Origin of the sequence: Pseudoalteromonas sp. OOF1S-7, assembly GCF_022347765.1 — a bacterium.
Classification (GTDB): domain Bacteria; phylum Pseudomonadota; class Gammaproteobacteria; order Enterobacterales; family Alteromonadaceae; genus Pseudoalteromonas.
Genome location: NZ_JAKRFZ010000007.1, coordinates 216,926 through 236,636, shown reverse-complemented (window position 1 = coordinate 236,636; position 19,711 = coordinate 216,926). Strand labels below are relative to the sequence as shown.

The 19,711-nt window shown below is 41.6% G+C and carries 18 protein-coding genes; 5 read left to right on the top strand and 13 right to left on the bottom strand.

Annotation, left to right across the window (positions count from 1 at the left end; genetic code table 11):
* The first annotated feature begins 632 nt into the window (after positions 1 to 632).
* Both MHN33_RS12705 and MHN33_RS12700 read left to right on the top strand, forming a co-directional pair.
* Complete coding sequence (locus MHN33_RS12705) at positions 633 to 1,247, top strand: trimeric intracellular cation channel family protein (RefSeq protein WP_054014247.1); 615 nt, start codon at positions 633 to 635, stop codon at positions 1,245 to 1,247.
* 14 nt (positions 1,248 to 1,261) lie between these two features.
* Positions 1,262 to 2,212: a YifB family Mg chelatase-like AAA ATPase gene (locus tag MHN33_RS12700; protein ID WP_275442795.1), complete on the top strand. Its 951-nt coding sequence runs from the start codon at positions 1,262 to 1,264 to the stop codon at positions 2,210 to 2,212.
* Between the two features lie 347 nt (positions 2,213 to 2,559).
* On the opposite strand, the gene MHN33_RS12695 is transcribed toward MHN33_RS12700, so the two are convergent.
* Both MHN33_RS12695 and MHN33_RS12690 read right to left on the bottom strand, forming a co-directional pair.
* Positions 2,560 to 3,405 (bottom strand): HAD family hydrolase, encoded by an 846-nt coding sequence (locus MHN33_RS12695; RefSeq protein WP_239398344.1) that lies wholly within the window; start codon positions 3,403 to 3,405, stop codon positions 2,560 to 2,562.
* Positions 3,398 to 5,008: a metallophosphoesterase gene (locus tag MHN33_RS12690; protein WP_239398343.1), complete on the bottom strand. Its 1,611-nt coding sequence runs from the start codon at positions 5,006 to 5,008 to the stop codon at positions 3,398 to 3,400. The genes MHN33_RS12695 and MHN33_RS12690 overlap by 8 nt, the downstream gene beginning before the upstream one ends.
* Positions 5,009 to 6,047: 1,039 nt before the next feature.
* Between MHN33_RS12690 and MHN33_RS12685 the strand changes: the two genes are divergently transcribed.
* A complete protein-coding gene (locus MHN33_RS12685; RefSeq protein WP_239398342.1) occupies positions 6,048 to 6,425 on the top strand; it encodes a hypothetical protein in 378 nt (125 codons plus the stop codon).
* 113 nt (positions 6,426 to 6,538) lie between these two features.
* On the opposite strand, the gene MHN33_RS12680 is transcribed toward MHN33_RS12685, so the two are convergent.
* Genes MHN33_RS12680 through MHN33_RS12650 form a run of 7 tightly spaced genes read right to left on the bottom strand, consistent with a single transcriptional unit; the run spans position 6,539 to position 12,364 of the window.
* Positions 6,539 to 7,780, bottom strand: a complete 1,242-nt coding sequence (locus tag MHN33_RS12680) for a His-Xaa-Ser system-associated MauG-like protein (RefSeq protein WP_239398341.1) — start codon at positions 7,778 to 7,780, stop codon at positions 6,539 to 6,541.
* Position 7,781: 1 nt separating this feature from the next.
* Positions 7,782 to 8,147 (bottom strand): TIGR03982 family His-Xaa-Ser system protein, encoded by a 366-nt coding sequence (locus MHN33_RS12675; RefSeq protein WP_239398340.1) that lies wholly within the window; start codon positions 8,145 to 8,147, stop codon positions 7,782 to 7,784.
* Positions 8,144 to 8,722, bottom strand: a complete 579-nt coding sequence (hxsA, locus tag MHN33_RS12670; RefSeq protein WP_239398339.1) for a His-Xaa-Ser repeat protein HxsA — start codon at positions 8,720 to 8,722, stop codon at positions 8,144 to 8,146. Before hxsA ends, MHN33_RS12675 begins: the two co-directional genes overlap by 4 nt.
* On the bottom strand, positions 8,719 to 9,825 hold the full coding sequence (gene hxsC, locus MHN33_RS12665; protein WP_239398338.1) for a His-Xaa-Ser system radical SAM maturase HxsC: 1,107 nt from the start codon (positions 9,823 to 9,825) through the stop codon (positions 8,719 to 8,721). The genes hxsA and hxsC overlap by 4 nt, the downstream gene beginning before the upstream one ends.
* On the bottom strand, positions 9,818 to 11,224 hold the full coding sequence (gene hxsB / locus MHN33_RS12660) for a His-Xaa-Ser system radical SAM maturase HxsB (RefSeq protein ID WP_239398337.1): 1,407 nt from the start codon (positions 11,222 to 11,224) through the stop codon (positions 9,818 to 9,820). Before hxsB ends, hxsC begins: the two co-directional genes overlap by 8 nt.
* Before the next feature lies 1 nt (position 11,225).
* Entirely contained in the window at positions 11,226 to 11,501 is a 276-nt protein-coding gene (gene hxsD / locus MHN33_RS12655) for a His-Xaa-Ser system protein HxsD (RefSeq protein WP_239398336.1), read from the bottom strand.
* Positions 11,489 to 12,364, bottom strand: a complete 876-nt coding sequence (locus MHN33_RS12650) for an endonuclease (RefSeq protein ID WP_239398335.1) — start codon at positions 12,362 to 12,364, stop codon at positions 11,489 to 11,491. Before MHN33_RS12650 ends, hxsD begins: the two co-directional genes overlap by 13 nt.
* 275 nt (positions 12,365 to 12,639) lie before the next feature.
* Between MHN33_RS12650 and MHN33_RS12645 the strand changes: the two genes are divergently transcribed.
* Together MHN33_RS12645 and MHN33_RS12640 are read left to right on the top strand one after the other, a co-directional pair.
* Positions 12,640 to 13,251, top strand: coding sequence for a hypothetical protein (locus MHN33_RS12645; RefSeq protein WP_239398334.1), 612 nt, complete (start codon positions 12,640 to 12,642; stop codon positions 13,249 to 13,251).
* 52 nt (positions 13,252 to 13,303) lie between these two features.
* On the top strand, positions 13,304 to 15,133 hold the full coding sequence (locus MHN33_RS12640) for a hypothetical protein (protein WP_239398333.1): 1,830 nt from the start codon (positions 13,304 to 13,306) through the stop codon (positions 15,131 to 15,133).
* On the opposite strand, the gene MHN33_RS12635 is transcribed toward MHN33_RS12640, so the two are convergent.
* From MHN33_RS12635 to MHN33_RS12620, 4 genes are read right to left on the bottom strand one after another with little or no spacing between them, the layout of a single operon-like run.
* Positions 15,078 to 16,253, bottom strand: a complete 1,176-nt coding sequence (locus tag MHN33_RS12635) for a TniQ family protein (protein WP_239398332.1) — start codon at positions 16,251 to 16,253, stop codon at positions 15,078 to 15,080. The two genes, MHN33_RS12640 and MHN33_RS12635, sit on opposite strands and share 56 nt — an antisense overlap.
* Positions 16,237 to 17,124, bottom strand: coding sequence for a TniB family NTP-binding protein (locus MHN33_RS12630; RefSeq protein ID WP_239398331.1), 888 nt, complete (start codon positions 17,122 to 17,124; stop codon positions 16,237 to 16,239). The genes MHN33_RS12635 and MHN33_RS12630 overlap by 17 nt, the downstream gene beginning before the upstream one ends.
* A complete protein-coding gene (locus MHN33_RS12625) occupies positions 17,121 to 18,992 on the bottom strand; it encodes a Mu transposase C-terminal domain-containing protein (protein ID WP_239398330.1) in 1,872 nt (623 codons plus the stop codon). The genes MHN33_RS12630 and MHN33_RS12625 overlap by 4 nt, the downstream gene beginning before the upstream one ends.
* A complete protein-coding gene (locus MHN33_RS12620) occupies positions 18,989 to 19,636 on the bottom strand; it encodes a TnsA endonuclease N-terminal domain-containing protein (RefSeq protein ID WP_239398329.1) in 648 nt (215 codons plus the stop codon). The genes MHN33_RS12625 and MHN33_RS12620 overlap by 4 nt, the downstream gene beginning before the upstream one ends.
* Between the last annotated feature and the right edge of the window lie 75 nt (positions 19,637 to 19,711).

Here is a 19,711-nt window from a genome sequence, read left to right as displayed (position 1 = left end):
CCACCTGACTCCATGCCGAACTCAGTAGTGAAACGAAATAGCGCCGATGATAGTGTGGGGTTTCCCATGTGAAAGTAGGACATTGCCAAGCACCTATTTAAAGAAAGCCCGATTCGAGAGAGTCGGGCTTTTTTGCTTTTGGAGTAATTTACAAAAGTTGTAGACAGAGCGGTGTTGTCTATTCATCCATGAAGCCGGGTCCCATCGCGCATCCTTGCGCTCATCTCAATGAGCTGCGAAGCGTTGCTTCGGTCTCATTTCGTCCATGTGAAAGTAGGACATTGCCAAGCGCCTAATTAGAGGTCGACGAAAGACATTCATCCATGAATATCATCGACATTCGTACCTCCTGTACATCAAAGCCCGATTCGAAAGAGTCGGGCTTTTTTGCGTTTGGGTTAATCATATCATCGCTAACTGAACAACCTTTGGACACACTTCCCTGTGGAGGGCTCCCGGCTCGGCGTCCATGCCTCGCGTTCATTGCGCTGCGAAGCGGTGCTTCGGTCGCAATTCACCCTTACGCAAAGTAAATGTACTCGCGATGCTCGCTGTCATTGTATTTTGCACTACTATTTTATTAGCCGAAACTGAGCTAGTATCCAAACATCTAAAGAAATAACTCTAAAACAATGTCTGAGCTATATCACTGGTTTGATTTATTAGGCGTCATGGTATTTGCCATATCAGGTACTTTGATTGCGTATAGTAAACATATGGATGGGTTTGGTGTCGTGGTGCTCGCAACCGTCACTGGTATTGGAGGAGGAACCATACGCGATGTGATCCTCGATGTGCCCGTATTCTGGTTACACGATTCAAGCTACTTTATCGCCATTTTTTCTGCCGTTGCGGTGAGCATATGGACACTTAACAGGCAAAAGCAGATCCCTACTCAATACCTGCAAATAGCGGATGCATTCGGGCTGGCGTTCTTTGCTGTAATGGGGGTCCAGAAAGCTTTGAATATTGGTATGCCGGACACAACGGCTGTGATCATGGGCGTTTTGACTGGCTGTTTTGGTGGCGTGATCAGAGATGTACTGGCGAGAGAAATTCCGCTCTTGCTCAAGGGAGAGCTGTACGCCATCACCTGTATTTTAGGTGGGATCGTTTATACTCAGTTAATCGACTTTAATTTATCGACAGAAGTCGTCATGTTGCTGGCAATGGCCACGACTCTGTTTGCCCGACTGGCAGCTATGCGTTGGCATATTGTATTGCATGTTTTTAATTACAAAGACTAACCAAAGGACAAGGAATGTCACTAGCAAGAATACTCACACGTGCCCAGGTTGGCATTGAATCTCCCGTCGTCATGGTAGAAGTGCACCTGAGCAATGGACTGCCAAGCTTCAATATAGTGGGCCTGCCGGAAACATCAGTGAAAGAGTCTAAGGAGCGAGTGCGTTCTGCGCTGCACAATTCCAACTTTGTATTTCCCGAGCAGCGTATTACGGTGAACCTCGCTCCGGCAGATCTGCCAAAGCAGGGTGGGCGCTATGATCTGGCAATTGCCATTGGTATTCTGGTGGCCTCGGGCCAGCTTAATGAGCAGGCAACACAAGGGTGTGAATTTTATGGCGAACTTGCGCTCAATGGCGAGATAAGGGGGGTTACCGCGATTATCCCGGTGGTCATGGCCGCTAAAAATGAGCAGCATAAATGCTATATTCCCGAACAAAATGCAGGTATGGCCCAGCTGGTTGAATATCCGCAATGCATTGCAGCAAATACGCTGCATGCCCTGTGGTTGGATTTGAGCGGTCAGACATCGTTACCTTTGATTGACAACGTCTGCATGCAGCCGTCAGACACATCCAACCGTCTTTTCATGGATATGAGTGATGTAAAAGGTCAGCCAATGGCCAAGCGGGCACTCGAAATCGCGGCGGCCGGTGGTCACAATATTTTGTTTCTTGGTCCTCCAGGCACAGGTAAGTCGATGCTGGCGCAGCGAATGCCGGGAATTATGCCAAAGATGAGCATTGAGCAGGCGCTGCAGACAGCGGCAGTCTACTCGTTGACGGGAAAGCAGCTGGGTCTCGATACCTGGCGTAGCAGGCCATTCAGGGCGCCTCATCATACCTGCTCTGCCGTTGCGTTAGTAGGTGGTTCATCCAACCCCAGACCGGGTGAGATTTCCCTCGCACATAATGGCATACTGTTCCTGGACGAGTTACCAGAGTATGTAAGAAATCACTTTGAATGATAATGAGTCACTTAACTTGATAATCAATTTAACTTAGAGATTTTATAATTTTCTTCAGAAACCTATCACCTTTGACAAAACGGTTTGGTGGGCATATTTATCGTAGCTATGGAGAAGCAGTCTTGTCTTTATATCAGTTCGATTCACTACAACAAGTACGTGAAATCATAGGTGAGTGGCTAGAAACTTACAATTATGAAAGGCTCCCACTATGTGCTGGAAGATAATACTCCCACTGATTACCTTGGGGTGGCATAACTCTACCAATGGGCTGTACTAAGTTGGGTTGACATACTAATAAAGGGCTACGAGCGTGATAGCCCTTATAGTGTATGGGAAGTAAGTATTTAGAGGTTGAAAATTTTTTGTAGCCCACAGAAAGACGACACTTCAAACATGGGAGTTTCTTTTGAGTACATTGCTTTCAAATCTTCTTCAATTTTCACGTCTTCATCTGTCCAGTGAGTGATGCTAACCAATAATTTCCAGTTTGCGCTTTGGAAGTCCTTTCCGTATTTTGCCCAAACTGAGTTAACACCCGCTGCATTAGCCATAGACATGTCTTTTACTATTGAATCCCCAATGTAGTATGCGTTACTTGGAGGTACTCCTTCTCTCCCGCATATGTCTAGCACAAGTTGGGGGTTGGGCTTCCTTTCTTCTTCAGGTAACTTTACAACCCACTCTGCATCACGAGGGTCAATTATTGGTTTGCTTTGATCTGGATGAGAAGAAGAGTTTGAACCAATTGTGTAAAGGTGATTTAGATACTTATCTAGACCTAACTTTTTAGCTCTGTAGACAGCATTGACTTCATACGACTCAGTATGCCCAACAACTATTACCCCTTGTTCTCGGAGCTTTGCTAAAGTTTCAGTAACACCATTATACAGCTTCAGAGTTTCGTTCCTCTTTTCAGAAAAACAGCTGAAGGCTGGGGCTAGCTCCCTTTTTAGAACGTCTTTGTCAGTAGTACCAAAGTGGTCTGTGATTGATCTAACCTCCAACGCAGCAAAGGGTCTCTCTGAACTATTGTACTTTTGATGGGTTTCCTTGAAGTCTCGAAGCAACACGTTTTTTTCTATGCCTGTCAATTCAACAATAGAGTCAACCATGGCTTCAAATGATTGTGAAAAAAAGGATACCCAGTCATAAAGCGTATTGTCTAAATCAGTTATTAGTAATCTAGGCATTGTAGTCGAACTCCAGTTTATATTCTTCTGTTAAAGTAGCATCTTGTGGACTGATTTTACCGTAATAGAAGGTAATTTTTTCGTGCCCGAACTCTATTCTACATGTCCAATTACCTTTTGATTCACCAGTATGATCCTCGCAAACACCACTGCTGCCTAGTGAGAGTATATGAAGTTTGTTGGTTGGGTTACTTGCTTGTTCCGCGGGTTTGTGGGTGTGTAAAGCTCGCTCAATTGTGCAGAAAAAATTCTGGTGCATATGGCCATGAAGCAAAAAATCAAATTTGTGCTTAGTGAGCCAGCGTGAGAGTCTCTCAGCATCTAAGACCGTAGAGTATTTGGCGTTATGATAGGCTCTTTGCGATAGTGATACGGGCATTAAGTGGTGGTGCATCACGCAAATGCGAGTTACATTTCTTGATTTACCTTTGGCAAACTCCATTTCTTGTTCGACTGTTTCTAGTTGTTCTTGGCCTATGTAGCCATGTCCTTGAAAAGAATCTCTAGTTTGCTGGAGAGTAACACTATTTAGCAAAATGATTTCGACAGGAATGGAGTTGTTAAGTAGCAGTTTCCTACCAGAGCTCATGGATTCATTTGGCTTTATATCAAAGTACTTTGCGTAAAAATCACTGTATGCGGCACGAGACGCTTGATAGTTCTTCTTAATTGTATCTTCATCTTTCTTATTACCATTATTTTCTTCTTCATAAAATGATAAATCGTGGTTCCCTGGACAAATCGAGAACCAGGATTTATCTAAATTGTTTACACTGGTTAGATGATCGATAAAGTCACCTACAAGTTCGAACTCTTCTTGAGCTCCTGTCCAAGTTAGATCCCCTGAGATTAGCAACGAAGCAATGTTTTTTTTCCGTTCAAAATATGCAGATTGTATTGTTTGCGCAAGGGTCTTTTCTGCAGCATTGTTATCTTTCAGAGGATATGCGTGAAATTTACTATTTGTGAAATGTGGATCTGAAAGCCATAATAAACTGTCTCTACTAGTTACTTTGTATGACTTGTCAAAGTGTCTTGGTTGAAGTTCTGTCATACTTTTTAGGCGGATTTCGTTGGTCCTATCATCATGCTGCCTGTCTCTGATTCTCCATATGGTACGGTTTTGTTCTGCTAGTTCTTCTGAAGATGCAATGATTTTATTGTCATAGATTTCGTAATGGGATTCTTCTATGAACAGGTCACACATAGATTCGTAGGATTTGCTCTGAATTATCTCAGAAGACTCAACTTCTACAATATCATTAAATTTAAACCAAATAAGGTGCTGGTTTTCCACGTAGTAACTGGGGGTGTGATCTGCGTCTGGAGTTGATACTTCATTACCCACTTGAGCATGAATGTCTGCCAAGCTGGCTTTGTAGAATGTCTGTTGTGCGCTATCAAAAAGATAAACGTGCTTATTTTCACCATCATCTTTGAGGCCTAAGTCAGTTATAGTATCAAAGGGTAATTTCTCGTGGCCTTTGTTCCACCACCCCCACCATGCGTATCCTTTTTCTTTAATAAGTTCTGAGTGCCTGTTGATTGTTTCGCCTTTCGGGCAAGACAGATCACGAAAGCGTAATAGAAGAGTAGAGTTCATTCGTGTTCACTTTGGTTGTTGGATTTTTAATTAGGCTCGCGTGGAGCAGTATGTGTATGATTCTATATGAATTTAATCAAATATACATACGTACTCTTCACTATAGATAGGCTATATAGTCTTAATCTGTAGTGAAGGAAAAGCTTTTGCTAAGCAAACCAGAAATTTTTAATACCTGAGCAAATCCACGAAATGCTAATTGAGATAATTCCGTATGATACTCTGCTAAAGAGTGATTCAGACTAATTAGTTTGAATTACTATTTTGGTTGGTTAAAACAACTATGATTGCCAGGAGTCTGGTTAACAAAGTTGAACTATTGATGTGATTAGTGCAGTAATAACTTGGTTTGGCCCGTTTTACCTGGTAGCCAAAGGTGAGAAAAGCTTACTGTTGGTTGATTTCTTTGAGGGCCTTTAGAACATGGGGGTTCTTAGTGAGTCTATGTTAACTGTTAAGTGAAATCGCTAGTTTTCAAGATAGTCTATAAATTCACTTTAAAAATTGAAAAAATTTTAAAAAAAGTCAAAACGCCGCAAATCATCACAAATTGTAGTATTTTACCAAATCCTCGGTTGACCCTTAGGAAGGTCACAAAAGGGCCTTGTGAGTCCATATGAGTCACATTTGACATGTTTCTATGGTGTTTTGTTAGTGTCTTGCAAGAGAATATAGTGGTATACCTGAGTACATAGTGGAACTAAGTTCTACCCTTGACGCATAATACAAATTTGAATACTATCCCTATGAATCTCACTTGGCAGTCAGATTCAAAAGTGTTTCTTCGTTGCATATATGTCAACGGTCAGCGCAGAGGCTTGATAACCCTCTGCGCTTGAAATTATAAAAATTCAATATTTTCATTACCCTACTATTTTAAAATGGTGGGGTTTTTGTGTTTGACTTTTTTGTTTTGACGTTCTAACATGGGTTGTCTTCCTGAAAACCTCAGGTTAGATCTATGTTCGGGTCTTATCAGCTTTGAACATAGTGTTACTTTATCAGTTATGAATTTATTCATATAAGGAACATTGCATTTATGCAAGAACAAGAAAATCACTTTATCGTGACTGCCAATCTTACCTCTGACGTAAAACTATCTAGTGTCGCAAGACTTTCAGAAAGTGAATTGAACAAAGTTCTTATTGGTTTTGGAAAAACCAAGATGAGAAGAGCCATCGAATATGTGGCTATGCATCCAGGAGAGCTTACACATATCGTTCGAAGTCAATCAGGGTGTAGTAACATTTCTGAGGCTTTTCGCAATGCCAACAAGCGCTTGCTTAATGTCGGGCTAATGGTTGTATGTCAGCCTCAGAAGGGTAAAGGTAGAACTCAAGATGTGCACCACTGGTATTTAATCCATGCTCCTCTGGTTAAAGTCAAGGTACAGCACGCTAGTAACGACCCTCGTTAGTAGTTGAGAGCTATAAAGCGCTCGTTTGGGCGCTTTTTCATCCCCAGAATTATCCAAGTGCTTTTTTAAGGACTATGTGAATCGCTTTAAGGCCAGATGCTTTAAGCGCGCTGCTAGATTGCAGTTAAAAATTGGAGTAGTTTATCCACTTCGTCTTTAGTTAACATGCCTGTATGTGACAGCAAAGGACTACGGGTACTAAGCAGTCTGCCGTAGTTATACTTTTCGTTGTCAGCCCACTGATATCCACTGAGAAATATTATTGGGTTAAGGTGAAACTCTACTATTTCGGAGAGGGTTTGAAAAACCCCATTGTGACCATAAGGCGCAGTCTCAGAAACCTTAAGTAATGAAGGGGTCTTAAATTTGTATCGATCAGAGACATTTAACGATATTTCTGATCGCCCCAAGTCCTGGCCTAACATACTGACCCCAACTGTACCTTGAGGAACAGCCAGTGAGTGAAAAGAAAAATCAGAGAATAAGTCTCCTGAATGGCAGGTTGCGCAGCGCCCTTTTCCATAGAACAGAAACGCACCTTCCTTCTCTTGCGAAGTGAGAGTCGATTTGTCACCTTTGATGTAATTTGACCACCTGGTACTGACGCAGTTTTCGTTTCTTATGATAAATGCGGCAATAGCATTGCCTAAGTCAGATAATTGAAACGTACTTTCAGTTATTTTATTTTGTGCGAGAAGAGCTTTGAATTTTTGCCATTCTCCACTAGGTCTTGATACTAGCTTTTCTCGGATCGCATATGTTGCAGCGTGGAATCTCTCACCATGATACTTTGAGTCGATTTGAGAAACATACGATTTAGAGTCCTTATCGTGTTTTAAGCCAAGGAACTCATCCCGAGCCAGGAGTGGTAAAGTCGCAGATACCGCCAGAAGAGAATGGTAGCCTAGTTTTTTGCCATCGCCTACGGGCGTTACCCAATCTTGACCCTGGCTTTGAACTTTACCATCCCAAAAATATGCTTGATAATCTGCGAAACCTCTTCCCATTAAAGTAAACGAGTTTCTGGGGACTAAGATCCCGTGCCCATGCTTGAACCGTTCCATACCTTCGCCACTACCACCAACGCCAACAGACACTGACAGGCCATCAGTTCGAGCTTTTGACTCAATATGACATGTAGAACACGATGTATCGTTATTTCCGCTCAATAAGGTACTTTCAAAAACAAACTTACCTAACTCTGAGAGTGATGGCTCATGACTTTGCACGTTGGAGCAGTCCAAGCCTCGCAGATTGTATGCCTCAATAACCTTTGCAAGTTTAAAATCAATATCAGTAGCTGCTTTAGGTGCACTGCTCAACATGACAAGCAGAAAGTAGGGTAATAACTTCATACTATCTCTCCGTAAACTTGTGCTGCTCTGCAATTTCGGACGCTGGCCTCTGGTGTAATTCCAGAGCTTTTAAACCAAGCTCCGATAATGCATATTCTGACACACCGTACTTGAGCATGTGTTTCTGGAGCAGGTCATATTCGTGGCAGTCCAAAAGTTGAATGTTTGATGATGCTGACAAGCGAGTGTTACCCGTTTGCTCTATATACCAGTTACTGTCCATTGCCTGGGCGCAAGCTTTTGAGTAGGACATGAAGTCATTCTTGTTCATTTGAAGAACGACAGTTGGAACGAGTAACTCTTTGAAAATGTATGCGAGTACACCGACTACGACAGACAGTTTGAAAGTGATATCAAGCCACTTCATCGAATAAGTATCCCCAATGCGTTCAAGGTTGCCACGTCCAGGGTCTCACTCTGCTTCAGTCCATTTACACGTCTATAGGAGTTAAGAGCCTCACGGGTTTGAGGACCCATAATTCCGTCTAGTTCACCTTTATAATAGCCGAGTGCGTTCAATGTTAACTGGACTCTCAGAATGATATTTTGAAGCTTTTCTTTATCCTGTTTTACACGCTCCAAGCGAATAGCATCTTGCGATTTTGGAATTGTAGACTCAGGCCTGGTGGGTTGGCTTAGCGGCTCTGATTGTTGATTTGATCTGCTAGGAGGGGGTGATGATTTCTTTGGCACTGAATACCCCCCACCTGCTGAAGAGCGGTGTGAAGAGTGGCTCCTATGTGATGAGTGACTTCTGTGGCTTCTATGGCTTGCGATGAAGTCTGGCAGTTCGAAGTCGTTTAGTGGTGCCGTAACTATGTCATCCAGAAACTTAAAGTTCGCAGGTAAGCTGATATTTAGGCCTGCGTTGCCGCTATCAGCTTGAGTGGTTAGTGCGGTAAATCCAGCGAACATACTGACAATATTTTTTAGCTTTTTCATATTATCCTCATAGTTGGGTTAGTCCATTTGTGTTTCTGTGACACAAAGAAGCCTCCACAATCACTCTTTAGGCTGCAACTTAGACATTCCTCTTCATAGATGGCTTTCCAGTCACTTATAGACTTGCAAGCATATTGCCTGAGGTGTTGTGGTAGGTGACAAAGCGGGTAGTTGAACAGCCTTATAGGGATTTTATAGCGGTGTTGTAACTTGAGTGTTTGTTCCAACATTTTAACGTATTGATATGGTGGTATATAAAGTTCGTCCCAGTGCCTTTTTGCCCACCCCTCCTGCTCTAGGTTCATAATTGATATACTTGAAATACTGCTTATGCTTTCAAGGGCAAGCTTGACGATACTTGAGAGCTGCTCAACATTCCTCTTCGTTGGGATAACCCTTATTTCTATCGGCAGGCCATGGTTGCCTGCATTTATAAGCCCGTCGATTGTTTCTGACCAAGCACCAGGCTCCCCGACAAGATCATCATGAATTGCGCTATTGGTGCCGTACAATGGGATCCCACAAATCAAATCACGATTATGAAGTGCGTCCTTAAACTCTTTTACAAACGAAAGATCATGAAATGCTCTTCCATTAGTAAGTAGGTGTAACGGCGTATGACAATCTGCTCGTTTCAATGTATCTAAAAATTGAAGAAATAGCGCTCTATTTAACAGAGGCTCGCCACCAGTAATGCCGACAAAGTCTTGGCTGTTGAAAGCAATTAGTGCTTGGGCTGCAAAAGCAAACAGAATGCTGTCATCTCTGGTTTTCGGCGGCTGAGAGCAGAACTTACACAAATTGTCACATTGCTCTGTTACCAGGACTGTGTTTGAGTTAGCGGTTTGGCTTAGAATAACTCGACCGTTACCCTTACCATCAAGTAATAGTATGTCGCCATGAGCGGTATACCGGTCGGCTGTATTCGATTCAATGACAGGTGCTTTCTTTGGAATCTCGGTGGTACCATAGGGTACGACATGCACTCTAGGTAAAAAGCTCTTGCCTGCACTTGCTTCGTGGCTTTTTACAATCTGTGCTGGTCCGAAAAGTCCAACTAGTGATTCATTGAAAAATGAATCAGTCCGGAGTACTTCACTCATATTCAAGCCACTTCTCAAATACTGAATTGTTGATAGGGTTGTCCATCAGCTCAATCACCAGATCGAACACTCTTTTATGAAGGTCACAAAATGCCGATTCAGATTTATTGCCAATAGGCTCACCTTGTTCTTGCAAATGGTATATAGGATCCGAACCGCACGCTGTTTGGTAGACACATTCATTGCAGCCTGGTATGTCGAAATTGAAGGAGCTCGACAGTAAGTCATGTGAAAAGTGAGTATCAAGTGTCGCTGATGGCTGTTTTACGTTTCCTAAAATGAGTTGATTGCCGCCATGACGTCTAAATATCATACGAGCTTCATCACTACCGAATATATTGCCAGTGTAGTCGATAATTAGACTCTGTTTGGCATAGCCTGCTGGAGACATCAGATCTACATAACCGCCTTGAGCAGCATTGATAAGCCTCTTGTAGTGAATAAAAAAGAAATGCTCAATTATCACGCTTCCAGAGTGATATTCATCAACTAGGCGTAGAATGAGGCTCCTTAGAAAGTCTACAAACTCTTTATTTGATAGCACACTCGTAGCTCTGTTAGCAGCAAAGCCAAATGGACTTACTGGCCGAACAAATAAGTCTTGTAACCCCAAGTTAAGGTGAACATCAACTAAATCATTGTGATAGTCTTTCCCCTCCTTAGTAATAGTGGTTACACTCCCTACACGGCCACCCCCAAGTACTTGTGAGATTTTGTTTACACTATCTCTCATCAACTCGAAAGAATTTTTGGTGATCAGTTTTCGGTGTTTGTTATGTGCATAGTGACCTGCATCTATAGATGTTGAGAATCCGATTTTCCTATTTTTAGCAAAATCCAGGAAATCGTCATTGAGTAACGACAAGCTACTTGCAATGATTATACTGAAATTTTGACTACCTACAGCCTTCTCAAATTGTGTGTAAAACTCTTTGATGAAGTTCTCTGCTAGTAATGGTTCCCCTCCCTGAAATTCAATTTTGTACGGAGGTTTTTCTACCCGTTTAATAAATTCAATGATCTGCGGAATAGTGGTGGAAGGTAAGTCAAAGCCTGTTTCGTTTTGATTTGCACGACTTACTTGGCAATATGTACAGCTATGGTCACAGCGAAGCGTCGGTACAATCATTATTAGTCTTTGCCCTAAAAGGTCTTTTCTCAAAAGTTGGGCATATGCAGCAGTGGTTAATTTAACTTTCGACTCGAAATCGCGCTCACTTGCAATAAAAGACCCCTCTTCTAAGTGGTGCCGTAGTGCGGCTGGAGCATACCCGTCGACTACCTGATTTAATACTTCTTTTGATTCGAGTAGCATGTAGTTGTTTGTCAAATTGGATATAACAACTTGCTTATTGTCGAGCTCTCGAAAATTTAGGGGAAGTAAGCGGTATTCTTGCATACTAATCAACCAACCCAGAAAGAGCTTTTGCAATAATTGCTGACTTTAAACCGTGTAAATTTAGGTCAAGCTTTTCCCTTAAAATATAATCATTTAAGTGTCTCTCGAACAAAGGAACAAACTGGGAAGTGTCACTATTGCCGTTTGAATCAAAATGAATGTGCCAATTATTTTCATCTTGGGTGAGGTAACTCTTTGCTTCTTCAGGCATCCAGTAGAGTGCTTGTCTTAGCGGGAGTTCGTTAACTTCTGTTTTTAGGTAGCTTAATTTTGGCATTTATGACCCCAAATGCTTTGAGCCCATGAAGGATTATCAATAAAGGGATTTCTGTTTCCCTGCACGGCCATTACTTTGTCATTTCTAAGCTCTTCAAACCGACTGACAGGGAACTCATTGTTCCATGAAATTAATGTGCATAGATCACCTATCCAGGGAGACGACTCTTTAGCATTTTTATCTTTAAGAGTAAGGTCTGGCATATTTTCATCTTCGTTTGAATCGACAGATTCGTAACGGACTGCCATATAAAACAACATACGAGCTACCTGTCCTTTAGCTCTATCTGAAGGTTCAAACGATTGATTAGCACGGTCGATTTTTATTGATGTTTTGGAGGTACTCCCGTTCGCTAATTTATCTAAGACGTAGGTACCGCCAAGGTCATAGCCATAATTATTATGGGCTCCATTGATATTTCTATCTGCTGGTCTGAGGTGATGTAAATCTGTGTAACCGATTTGAGATTTCTTAGAAAAGCCTCTGGACTTTGGCCACACATGCTCTCTATCCCATGAATCATGCTTGCCTTTCCCTCTATTTGCTTGCAAATAGCTTCGAGTCTCATCCAGGTACAGTAGCTGCACTTCACCACACTTAGAGTCAGTAATTGGGCAAGCACTGTCTGTAATCAGCAGAGCTTCCCACACATCCATATTTTCACCATCAAACCAATTGTCATTTTGTCTGTGTGTGTAAGGTAAAACTCGGTGGTTATCAATGATGTCGTGTAGCGCTTTTTTCAGTGCTAATCCATCGAGCCCGTTTGCCTCGTCGTAGTACCCCTGTGGGACATGGGCGTGACTCATAAAACTAAGTATTAAAGCAAAGTGTATATAGCACTTAAGTGCAACGGTCCGCATCTTACTATCCTTAGAGTTTGGTATAACAAAGAGGTTATATTTTATTCCATTTCAATTCAACTTCTAGAATTTGTTTTACTCAATAAATGATAGTGATAGGTTCACTATCATATAACGTCATTTATTCTTGATCATTTCATGAGTTTCTGTCTAAATACTCATACAAATGGTTTTGCAAGCCGTGTTCCTCACAATAAAAATTGCTACTTTAATACTGCTTTCTATTTTGTTTGTTTGATTTCAGCGGTGAGGGCTGAGAAAGGAAAGGACAACGTATGAAGATAGAAGCCTTGAGACTTGCATCTAACATGGCGCTCACGCGCTTAGATAATCGATGGTCATTGAAAGATCGAATTAAGCTTGTAGCTAAGCAATTAAAGGAAGCTCATACCCGAGCACATAAGCCTGAAAGGGGACATCGGTTTTATCTACACTCTGCTGCAGAAGCCTTGGGTTTCAAGGACTGGAGAGAAGTAGACAGGATCGTTGCAAATAATCCTTCCAGTATCTCTGATCCACACAGCTTGACTAAAATCAGCCACCTATATCGAGATTCAAAATACTACTTTTTCAGTTTTAAGAGTGATTGTGAACTTTATTTCTTTTCCCATTGGCATGATTGGGATAAAGATGGCTTTGAGCTACGGAAGCCAGTACCGGTTAATGAAGCTCTTGTCATGAATATTATGAAAACTGAATTTAAAACAAAGGTTTATGTTATAAATAGCTTTCATGACTTGTTTCATTGGCGATATGAGTGGCGAGGAAGTGCTTTGATAAATGAGCACCTTCTAGCACATTTTTGTGATGAAGTGCTACACCCGCAAGTTGCGCAAAATTTTGGTCAAGTAAAAACAAATGCTAACTGGAGGTACCTTGGTCATTAGGTGCAATCGAACAAAATTATTTGAGTTCCAGCATGGAGAGGTGCCTGATTCATTGATCAAGCACTCAACTATACTAGGGTTCAGCCGCCTTGACATTACAGGGCTATCAAATGAAAGAATTGATGTAAGTGCCCTGATATGCCCAGTTATAGATAACCAACGGCGTATAGATCTAACGCACCGAGTTAATCTCAATATAAATAATTTAGGTTTTCTTTCTTCAAGAATGCAAATACGTAATGGCGTTTTGATCGGCAGAAGAATCATGAATCAGCATAAGCTACGGATCAACTTACCTGAGAACTATAGGCCTGATATTTTAAGTCTAAAGGAATTGCCTTTAGATACATCAGCCTACCCTGAACTGTTCGAAAAAAAGTTTCCTGATTTTTTTGATATGCCATTTGTTGTCACAAAGGGTATTAGTTTAGAAACAGGGCAGAGTGTCAAAATTGCAATATCATGTGCTGAGTTATTAAGGTTTTACTACCCTCATACAGCATTGGTTGAGGCTGCTTTTTCTGGCAATTCAGCTTCTAAAGTTTTGTACAACCCCGACGTTCTGTTGCATAAGAATTACCGCCCTTTTGTTCAGTTAAGAAAGAAAATCCCAGATATATGCGCACCTTTTGTTGCCCGAGTCCGACATTCTCGGCATGCAGAAGATGTGTTTGACCGAATATTCACCGACTCAATTTATAGTGTCCCACTGAATTCAAGCAAGGAAAGGCACTTAAAAGTTTACCCTCCAGTTGCTGGGACAATGGACTGGAATGCTGAGGTGGCTCAAGTCGCACCAAATTTCTATATAATTAATAGTCTTTTACAATGTGGGGGGGACTTCCCATTTACAGATTTGCTTTTTGGTCGGGATAATGATGGCCGGACGGTTAAGGGGAGGCCAACACCAAAGAAAATTAATTACATACCGAGATTTACTCCTAGATTAGAGCATAATGAAGGAAGTGATGAGCAGGTCAAGAAGTTGATTACTTCATTGACGCGCGGGTATGAGGCGCAAATTGAAACTTTGACAGTAGAGTTCGATTTTGAGGGCGATACTCCACAACATAATATGCTGAAAAATAAAAGCCTTAAGAAAATCGAAAAAGTTTCTCTACAAGACCCTGAAACGATGAATGTTCAGGTGTTCTCTGGGGAAGTCGCCATTAAGGGGATCGCTGGTGCTGGCTTTATAAATAATGAAAACCGTGAGAGGTTTGCAAAAGCTGAAATATCGACAGGTACTATTCGAAAAAGCAATGTTGATAATGAAAAGCGCAGTGTTAGCTTTCAAGATGGGTTCGACGTTTTTCAGGATGCTGCAAACGAATTATCGAGCATCTATAACCTTAACTGGAGAAAGGCATCGGAATGGAACCTTCCTACCAAAAGCAGTTTCTATCTAAATGCATTTCTTCCGGCTGAAGTTAGCGATAGAGAGTTTCTGATTCTAAGCAAAAAAGGTTTTTCTTCCAAAGATCATGATAAAAAATTCCTAAACTCCAGAAAGTTTGTCATTGCAGAGCTTTCCTTTGAGGGGAGGTATATTTATTTAGTTGATTTTGAAAAGAGGTTGATTAAGAAGAGAAATGAAGACTTATATCGATATGAAAACACTTCTGTTTTACTGTTTTTTAGCTCAGATGGAAAAGTACTAAGCGATGATCAGATTAAGTTAACGATTCTCGACTTTGCTGATTCCAGGTCCAGTTGGGCTGATAAAAGGACGAAATTTAGGCTTAATCATGAAAATGATGCTGTTCAGTTTGCAGATAAGCTTGAGCGAAAAGCTGGAAGTGCTTTTAGAAAACTAGAATATGAAACTACTTTGGCCAATGAAAAACAGAGTGCTCGTAGTCAGACGTGTATAGAGACATGATTATTCTATCTCTGTTTGAGGTGCGGTGACAGGACCGATCAAGCCCAAGAACCTCAGCAATATTTGAATAACTTACTAAATAGCTAAACTTTTTCAAAAAGCTGGCTGCTGAGAAAAACTCTTCGTCACTGGTCCAAGCTTTGAATCGTTTAACCTTCATATCAAGTGTATTGTACAACCAAAAAGGTACGTATGGTTCATTGATTTTAAAGGTAGATTGATTCAAATTTAGAGCGCTGCATATCTCTATAAATCGATCTGGCCAGTGTTTCAGCAGTTGCGATGTGGCTGAAAGTACTTCGATTCTCGTTGCTATTGGTAAGTGCACAAATGCTATTTTATTGTCATTTCCTATAGGCCCTTCAATCCCAAAATATTCTCTTGCTTTGTTGGCCGTTTTACTTCGAAAAAACAGCTTCATTATTAGCCGTACACCCGCTACAAATAAAGGCATCATCACCTTGTTATTTTTAGAAAGCTTGACCCAGCCATTTGAGATCCCTGATTCGACCAAGTGGGCCAGATATAGCGTGTCACCACATGGCTGGCAGAAGTTTTGGTACTGGCTAGAAAGAGAATGCAGGCAGTTGTGGCATATAGATAAACTTTGTTCATGATAGGGAAGTTGATGGAAGTTTATAGGAGAACTGCAATATGGACAGCGGTCCATCATATTGAGGTTATGCCTAGTACATACAGGCAGCAGGCTTACTCTCCAGTGATTTCTGAAATAGGCTACTCTATCTTCACTAAGACAAGCTGGGCAGAATTGGATCCAGTTGTGGCGGAATATTCTTGATACACAGATAGCCGGTAAGAAATAGCTTCTCGCGTATAGTGAGTTCAGCTCAAGATAATGGCGCCTGGCAAAGTTAACAGAATACAACCTGGAGATACTTGCAACAGAGATGTTTGTTTTTTCCGCAAGTATTACTTCGGGGCGTAATGTTGATGCTCCATTGACACATCCCCCCCAAATATCCATACCTCCTAAAACAACTTGAGTAAAGTGGGTCGCCTCGCACAAATTAGCAAATGCCAAGCGAGTTACCCAAGACAGGAAGTGCTCATCACCAAAAGGACGTGGCCGAGCGGGGAGTTGCCTATCTGTTGTTACCACCGGTAAGTCGCCTTCTTTCCGGGGTGACCCAATCGATACTGCGGAGTGTATCCAAAGTTATTTCTTCTTTGCCACTTGTTATGGCCGCTATGGCTGCACGGTTTAGAATTTCGTTTATTTCACCAATCCACCCTGAGCTCATAGAATATATTTCAGTGGCTAGCTGCTGGGACTGCAGATCGGAAGGTTTCTTAAGTGGGATAACTTGCTCGAATGTCGCAAGCAATCGTCTGAACTCAGTGTTTAATTTCCACTGTGGTAAAACGTAAGGTTCAAACCGATTTGCCAGCTGACCATCGGAAACAATTGCAGTGTGAGCTTCCATCGTGCCAGCTCCTACGATTACAACTTCTGTTTTGTTACCGATATACTTTAATGTATCTAGCAATTGAGCTTTCTTGAGTTTTGTTGTGTTCATCAGCACATGGAGTTCATCGATTATTAGCATTCTGACGCCAAAGCGTTCAAATGCATCAAATACTTTCCGGGCTTTAATTTCTTTTTTATAGCTCTCTCTGTAAGGAATATGGATTGCCTGTAGAATCAGGGAATAGATAACATCGGGGCTCGGGTCCGATGGTATTTCTATACAGACAACTGGTATTAGAAAGCGCTCTGATGTTCGTTGCTCATAAGGAGGGTGTGACTTCATGAAACGCTTGAGTAAAAATGATTTCCCGTTGTTTGTATCTGATTTAATCAGTAGGTTGGGCATCCTATGTGTTTTTGGGTGGTTCAAAAGATCTTCCATCTTATCCAAGATGTCATTTGCTGCTGTGTAGCCAATCCATTTTTTCTTTTGTAGTGCTGTAATACGGTCTTTATCTGATAATTTCAGATATTGTGCGGTGATATGTTCCAAATGATTCATAATTCTGTATCCAAGTCTATGTATTTAAAAGGGGTGACAGGTTCCCAACTTTCATGGTCTTCACCCTTGGTATGAATCGAGGTGTCATTTTGACTTGGGGGGAGGTGCTCGATTGCTTTTGGGGCTTGAACTTTCCTTTGTCTTAAGCGGCGAGCAGAAGTCGTTTCTTTGGAGGCTGATTCTTCAATAGCTTTCAATTCTCTTTGTGCCTCTATAAGTGCTTGCTCATCAATTGACTCTTTTCCTTTTTTCTTTAAGTGAGCAGTTAACTTTGCTAGTTCAAATCGAGTCATATTGGGAGCGTCACGGTGAATTCGTGGTATCTCTAAGTACTCATGTGTATCTGGATCCAAAAAGTATACATACTGAATTTGATGGAGCTCGTATTTAACAAAAAACTTATTGTCATCGGTAGGCGCGTCAACACCTATCCAGCGCGCAATAGATGGGTGGTAATAGTGAATATTATCAATAGCAATGCCATATCGTTGCACAGTACGCTTTTTGAATGGCAAAAAGTCCAGATATAGCCTTCGCTCATCTTCAATAACATCAGGTAGACCATGCATAGGCATTTCGTCACCAAAGAAAAGCCCTTCTTCCCATTTTGCCATGGGTGACATGTTCAAGTCTGAATGAAGTCGCATGTGGTAGTATTTCGTTATGTACACTGTCAGCCAGCGATGGAATTCATCAAAAGTGAAAACAGCACGCCCTTCGGAATCATATTCACCTCTGTCTTCTGGGTTAGTGAAGGTCGTGCCCTTGAGGTTCGAAAGATCTGTTTTTACAGTTCTCATTAGGCGCTCTACATGACCGCCAAAGTCAGGACGTCCCAGCGGCCTCCAGTTGAGAGCAATAGAATATTCTTTGCAGGCTCGATCAAGGGATTTACTCCTAAAGTCAGGGCCATTGTCGGCATGAACCGTTCGCATTAAACCCCAGCAGGGCCAGCTTGCTTCTACTCCAATGTTCATTAACCACTTTTCTTTGCGGCAAATGCTTTGGGTGAGGCAGAGCCCTACTGAGGTAGCACTGGGAGCCTCAAGTGAAAGGTAAAAGCCAGTAATCATTCGACTAAAAATATCGATTGCAAAAGTAACCCAGGGGCGTCCTATGGGTTGACGGTCTCTGTCATCAACAAGTATTACATTTGGCTTTGTGTGATCTATCTGTGTACAGTCTAAGGGAAATTTGCCCGCGGGGAATGTACCCGTAGCTGATGTGTGTTTCTCTCTATGTGTTTGCTTACCATATCTTTTTAACGCAATTGCAGGAGGCGCAATTTTGTTAATCCTTCTTGTAAATGAGGCTTTGGAGCATGGGGTGATACCTGCTTTCTTACAGTCATAAACAAAGTCGTCGTATGCTTGCCTAATATTTGGTCGTTCCGGCTGCAAAAAGTCTCGGTGGATACACATGTCAATGATGAGATCCAGTTCTTTGGATAGCTTGGAGCTGCCTTTATCCTGTCGACGTTTGTTTATTAAAGAGGAAAGCTGGCCAGACTCTCTATATTTTCTTAACCATCGATATAAGGTTGCCTGAGAAGTGTTTGATGTTTTTGCGACTTTCTGGACATCACTTTCGCTACATTCAGGTCCCAGATCTAGTAAAGGTTGAATTATATTTAGCCTGGCAGTTGCACAATCCCATTCTTTATCAGTTAGCTCCGACAGATCAATTTTGGGTTCAGGATTTGTATTTTCATTGGTAGCCAGTGATATTTCAGCGACAGGTATTTTGTCAAGCTCACCAGTGCTCGTATTCAGACCGAGAATGTATTCCAAGTTTATTAACCGGGTTATGCGATGTGATTGCCCGCGCCAAATAACATTGGAGCCTACTTTGATAGGAATGGTATTCAAAATATATCTCCTAAACTTGGGTCTACATTTAATTGAGAATACATGGACAATGGTAAATCTAGATTTGTTAGAATATTTTTGTTGAAGATCAGCCTCCATAACACAGGGGCTGCTTCAGCCTGTTGCATTTTGTTGCTAAAACAAGCTACCAAGAGCTCTCGGGGCGTTGATGTTCCAAGTAAGCCTAATGTAGAAAGAAGAGTTTCACTCATACTGCTTTCAACTGGAGACACTGTACGATTAAAGTGTGAGAGAAACTCAAGGTTTTTTAGATATGGCGTTCTAATTTCAACATCGGTCATTATCTTGAACTTGATGCCATTTTGTTTACCGTACTTAATTGCGGCTTTGAATTTGGGTTTGAGTTTTTCCCAATTTTTTTCTAGTTCATTTCGGTACTTTATTTCAAAGAGAACTCTAGAGCCATCGGAGTATTGGACCAAAACATCAGGAGTGTATTTGAGGGCGCCATACTTAATAGTAAGTGGCTGTTCTTCATAAGTAACTACGTCACCATTATGTTCAAGTAACAGTATGAAATCTCTTTCTAATGAGGATTCTGCATCAGCCATACGGCTGAGCTTCTCACTTGGAACCCTTGCTGTTAAGTTGCTGTATCCTGCTTTAACCTTTCTGACTGGCATAATCCATTCTCATCAAACGTGATTAAAAGTGAGTTGCTATCAATTATTTTGAGTGAAATTATCAATTTAACTGAA

Coding starts and splice junctions, on each gene's coding strand:
- MHN33_RS12705 (WP_054014247.1), top strand. CDS start 633: ATGTCTGAGCTATATCACTGGTTTGATTTATTAGGCGTCATGGTATTT.
- MHN33_RS12700 (WP_275442795.1), top strand. CDS start 1,262: ATGTCACTAGCAAGAATACTCACACGTGCCCAGGTTGGCATTGAATCT.
- MHN33_RS12695 (WP_239398344.1), bottom strand. CDS start 3,405: ATGCCTAGATTACTAATAACTGATTTAGACAATACGCTTTATGACTGG.
- MHN33_RS12690 (WP_239398343.1), bottom strand. CDS start 5,008: ATGAACTCTACTCTTCTATTACGCTTTCGTGATCTGTCTTGCCCGAAA.
- MHN33_RS12685 (WP_239398342.1), top strand. CDS start 6,048: ATGCAAGAACAAGAAAATCACTTTATCGTGACTGCCAATCTTACCTCT.
- MHN33_RS12680 (WP_239398341.1), bottom strand. CDS start 7,780: ATGAAGTTATTACCCTACTTTCTGCTTGTCATGTTGAGCAGTGCACCT.
- MHN33_RS12675 (WP_239398340.1), bottom strand. CDS start 8,147: ATGAAGTGGCTTGATATCACTTTCAAACTGTCTGTCGTAGTCGGTGTA.
- hxsA (WP_239398339.1), bottom strand. CDS start 8,722: ATGAAAAAGCTAAAAAATATTGTCAGTATGTTCGCTGGATTTACCGCA.
- hxsC (WP_239398338.1), bottom strand. CDS start 9,825: ATGAGTGAAGTACTCCGGACTGATTCATTTTTCAATGAATCACTAGTT.
- hxsB (WP_239398337.1), bottom strand. CDS start 11,224: ATGCAAGAATACCGCTTACTTCCCCTAAATTTTCGAGAGCTCGACAAT.
- hxsD (WP_239398336.1), bottom strand. CDS start 11,501: ATGCCAAAATTAAGCTACCTAAAAACAGAAGTTAACGAACTCCCGCTA.
- MHN33_RS12650 (WP_239398335.1), bottom strand. CDS start 12,364: ATGCGGACCGTTGCACTTAAGTGCTATATACACTTTGCTTTAATACTT.
- MHN33_RS12645 (WP_239398334.1), top strand. CDS start 12,640: ATGAAGATAGAAGCCTTGAGACTTGCATCTAACATGGCGCTCACGCGC.
- MHN33_RS12630 (WP_239398331.1), bottom strand. CDS start 17,124: ATGAATCATTTGGAACATATCACCGCACAATATCTGAAATTATCAGAT.
- MHN33_RS12620 (WP_239398329.1), bottom strand. CDS start 19,636: ATGCCAGTCAGAAAGGTTAAAGCAGGATACAGCAACTTAACAGCAAGG.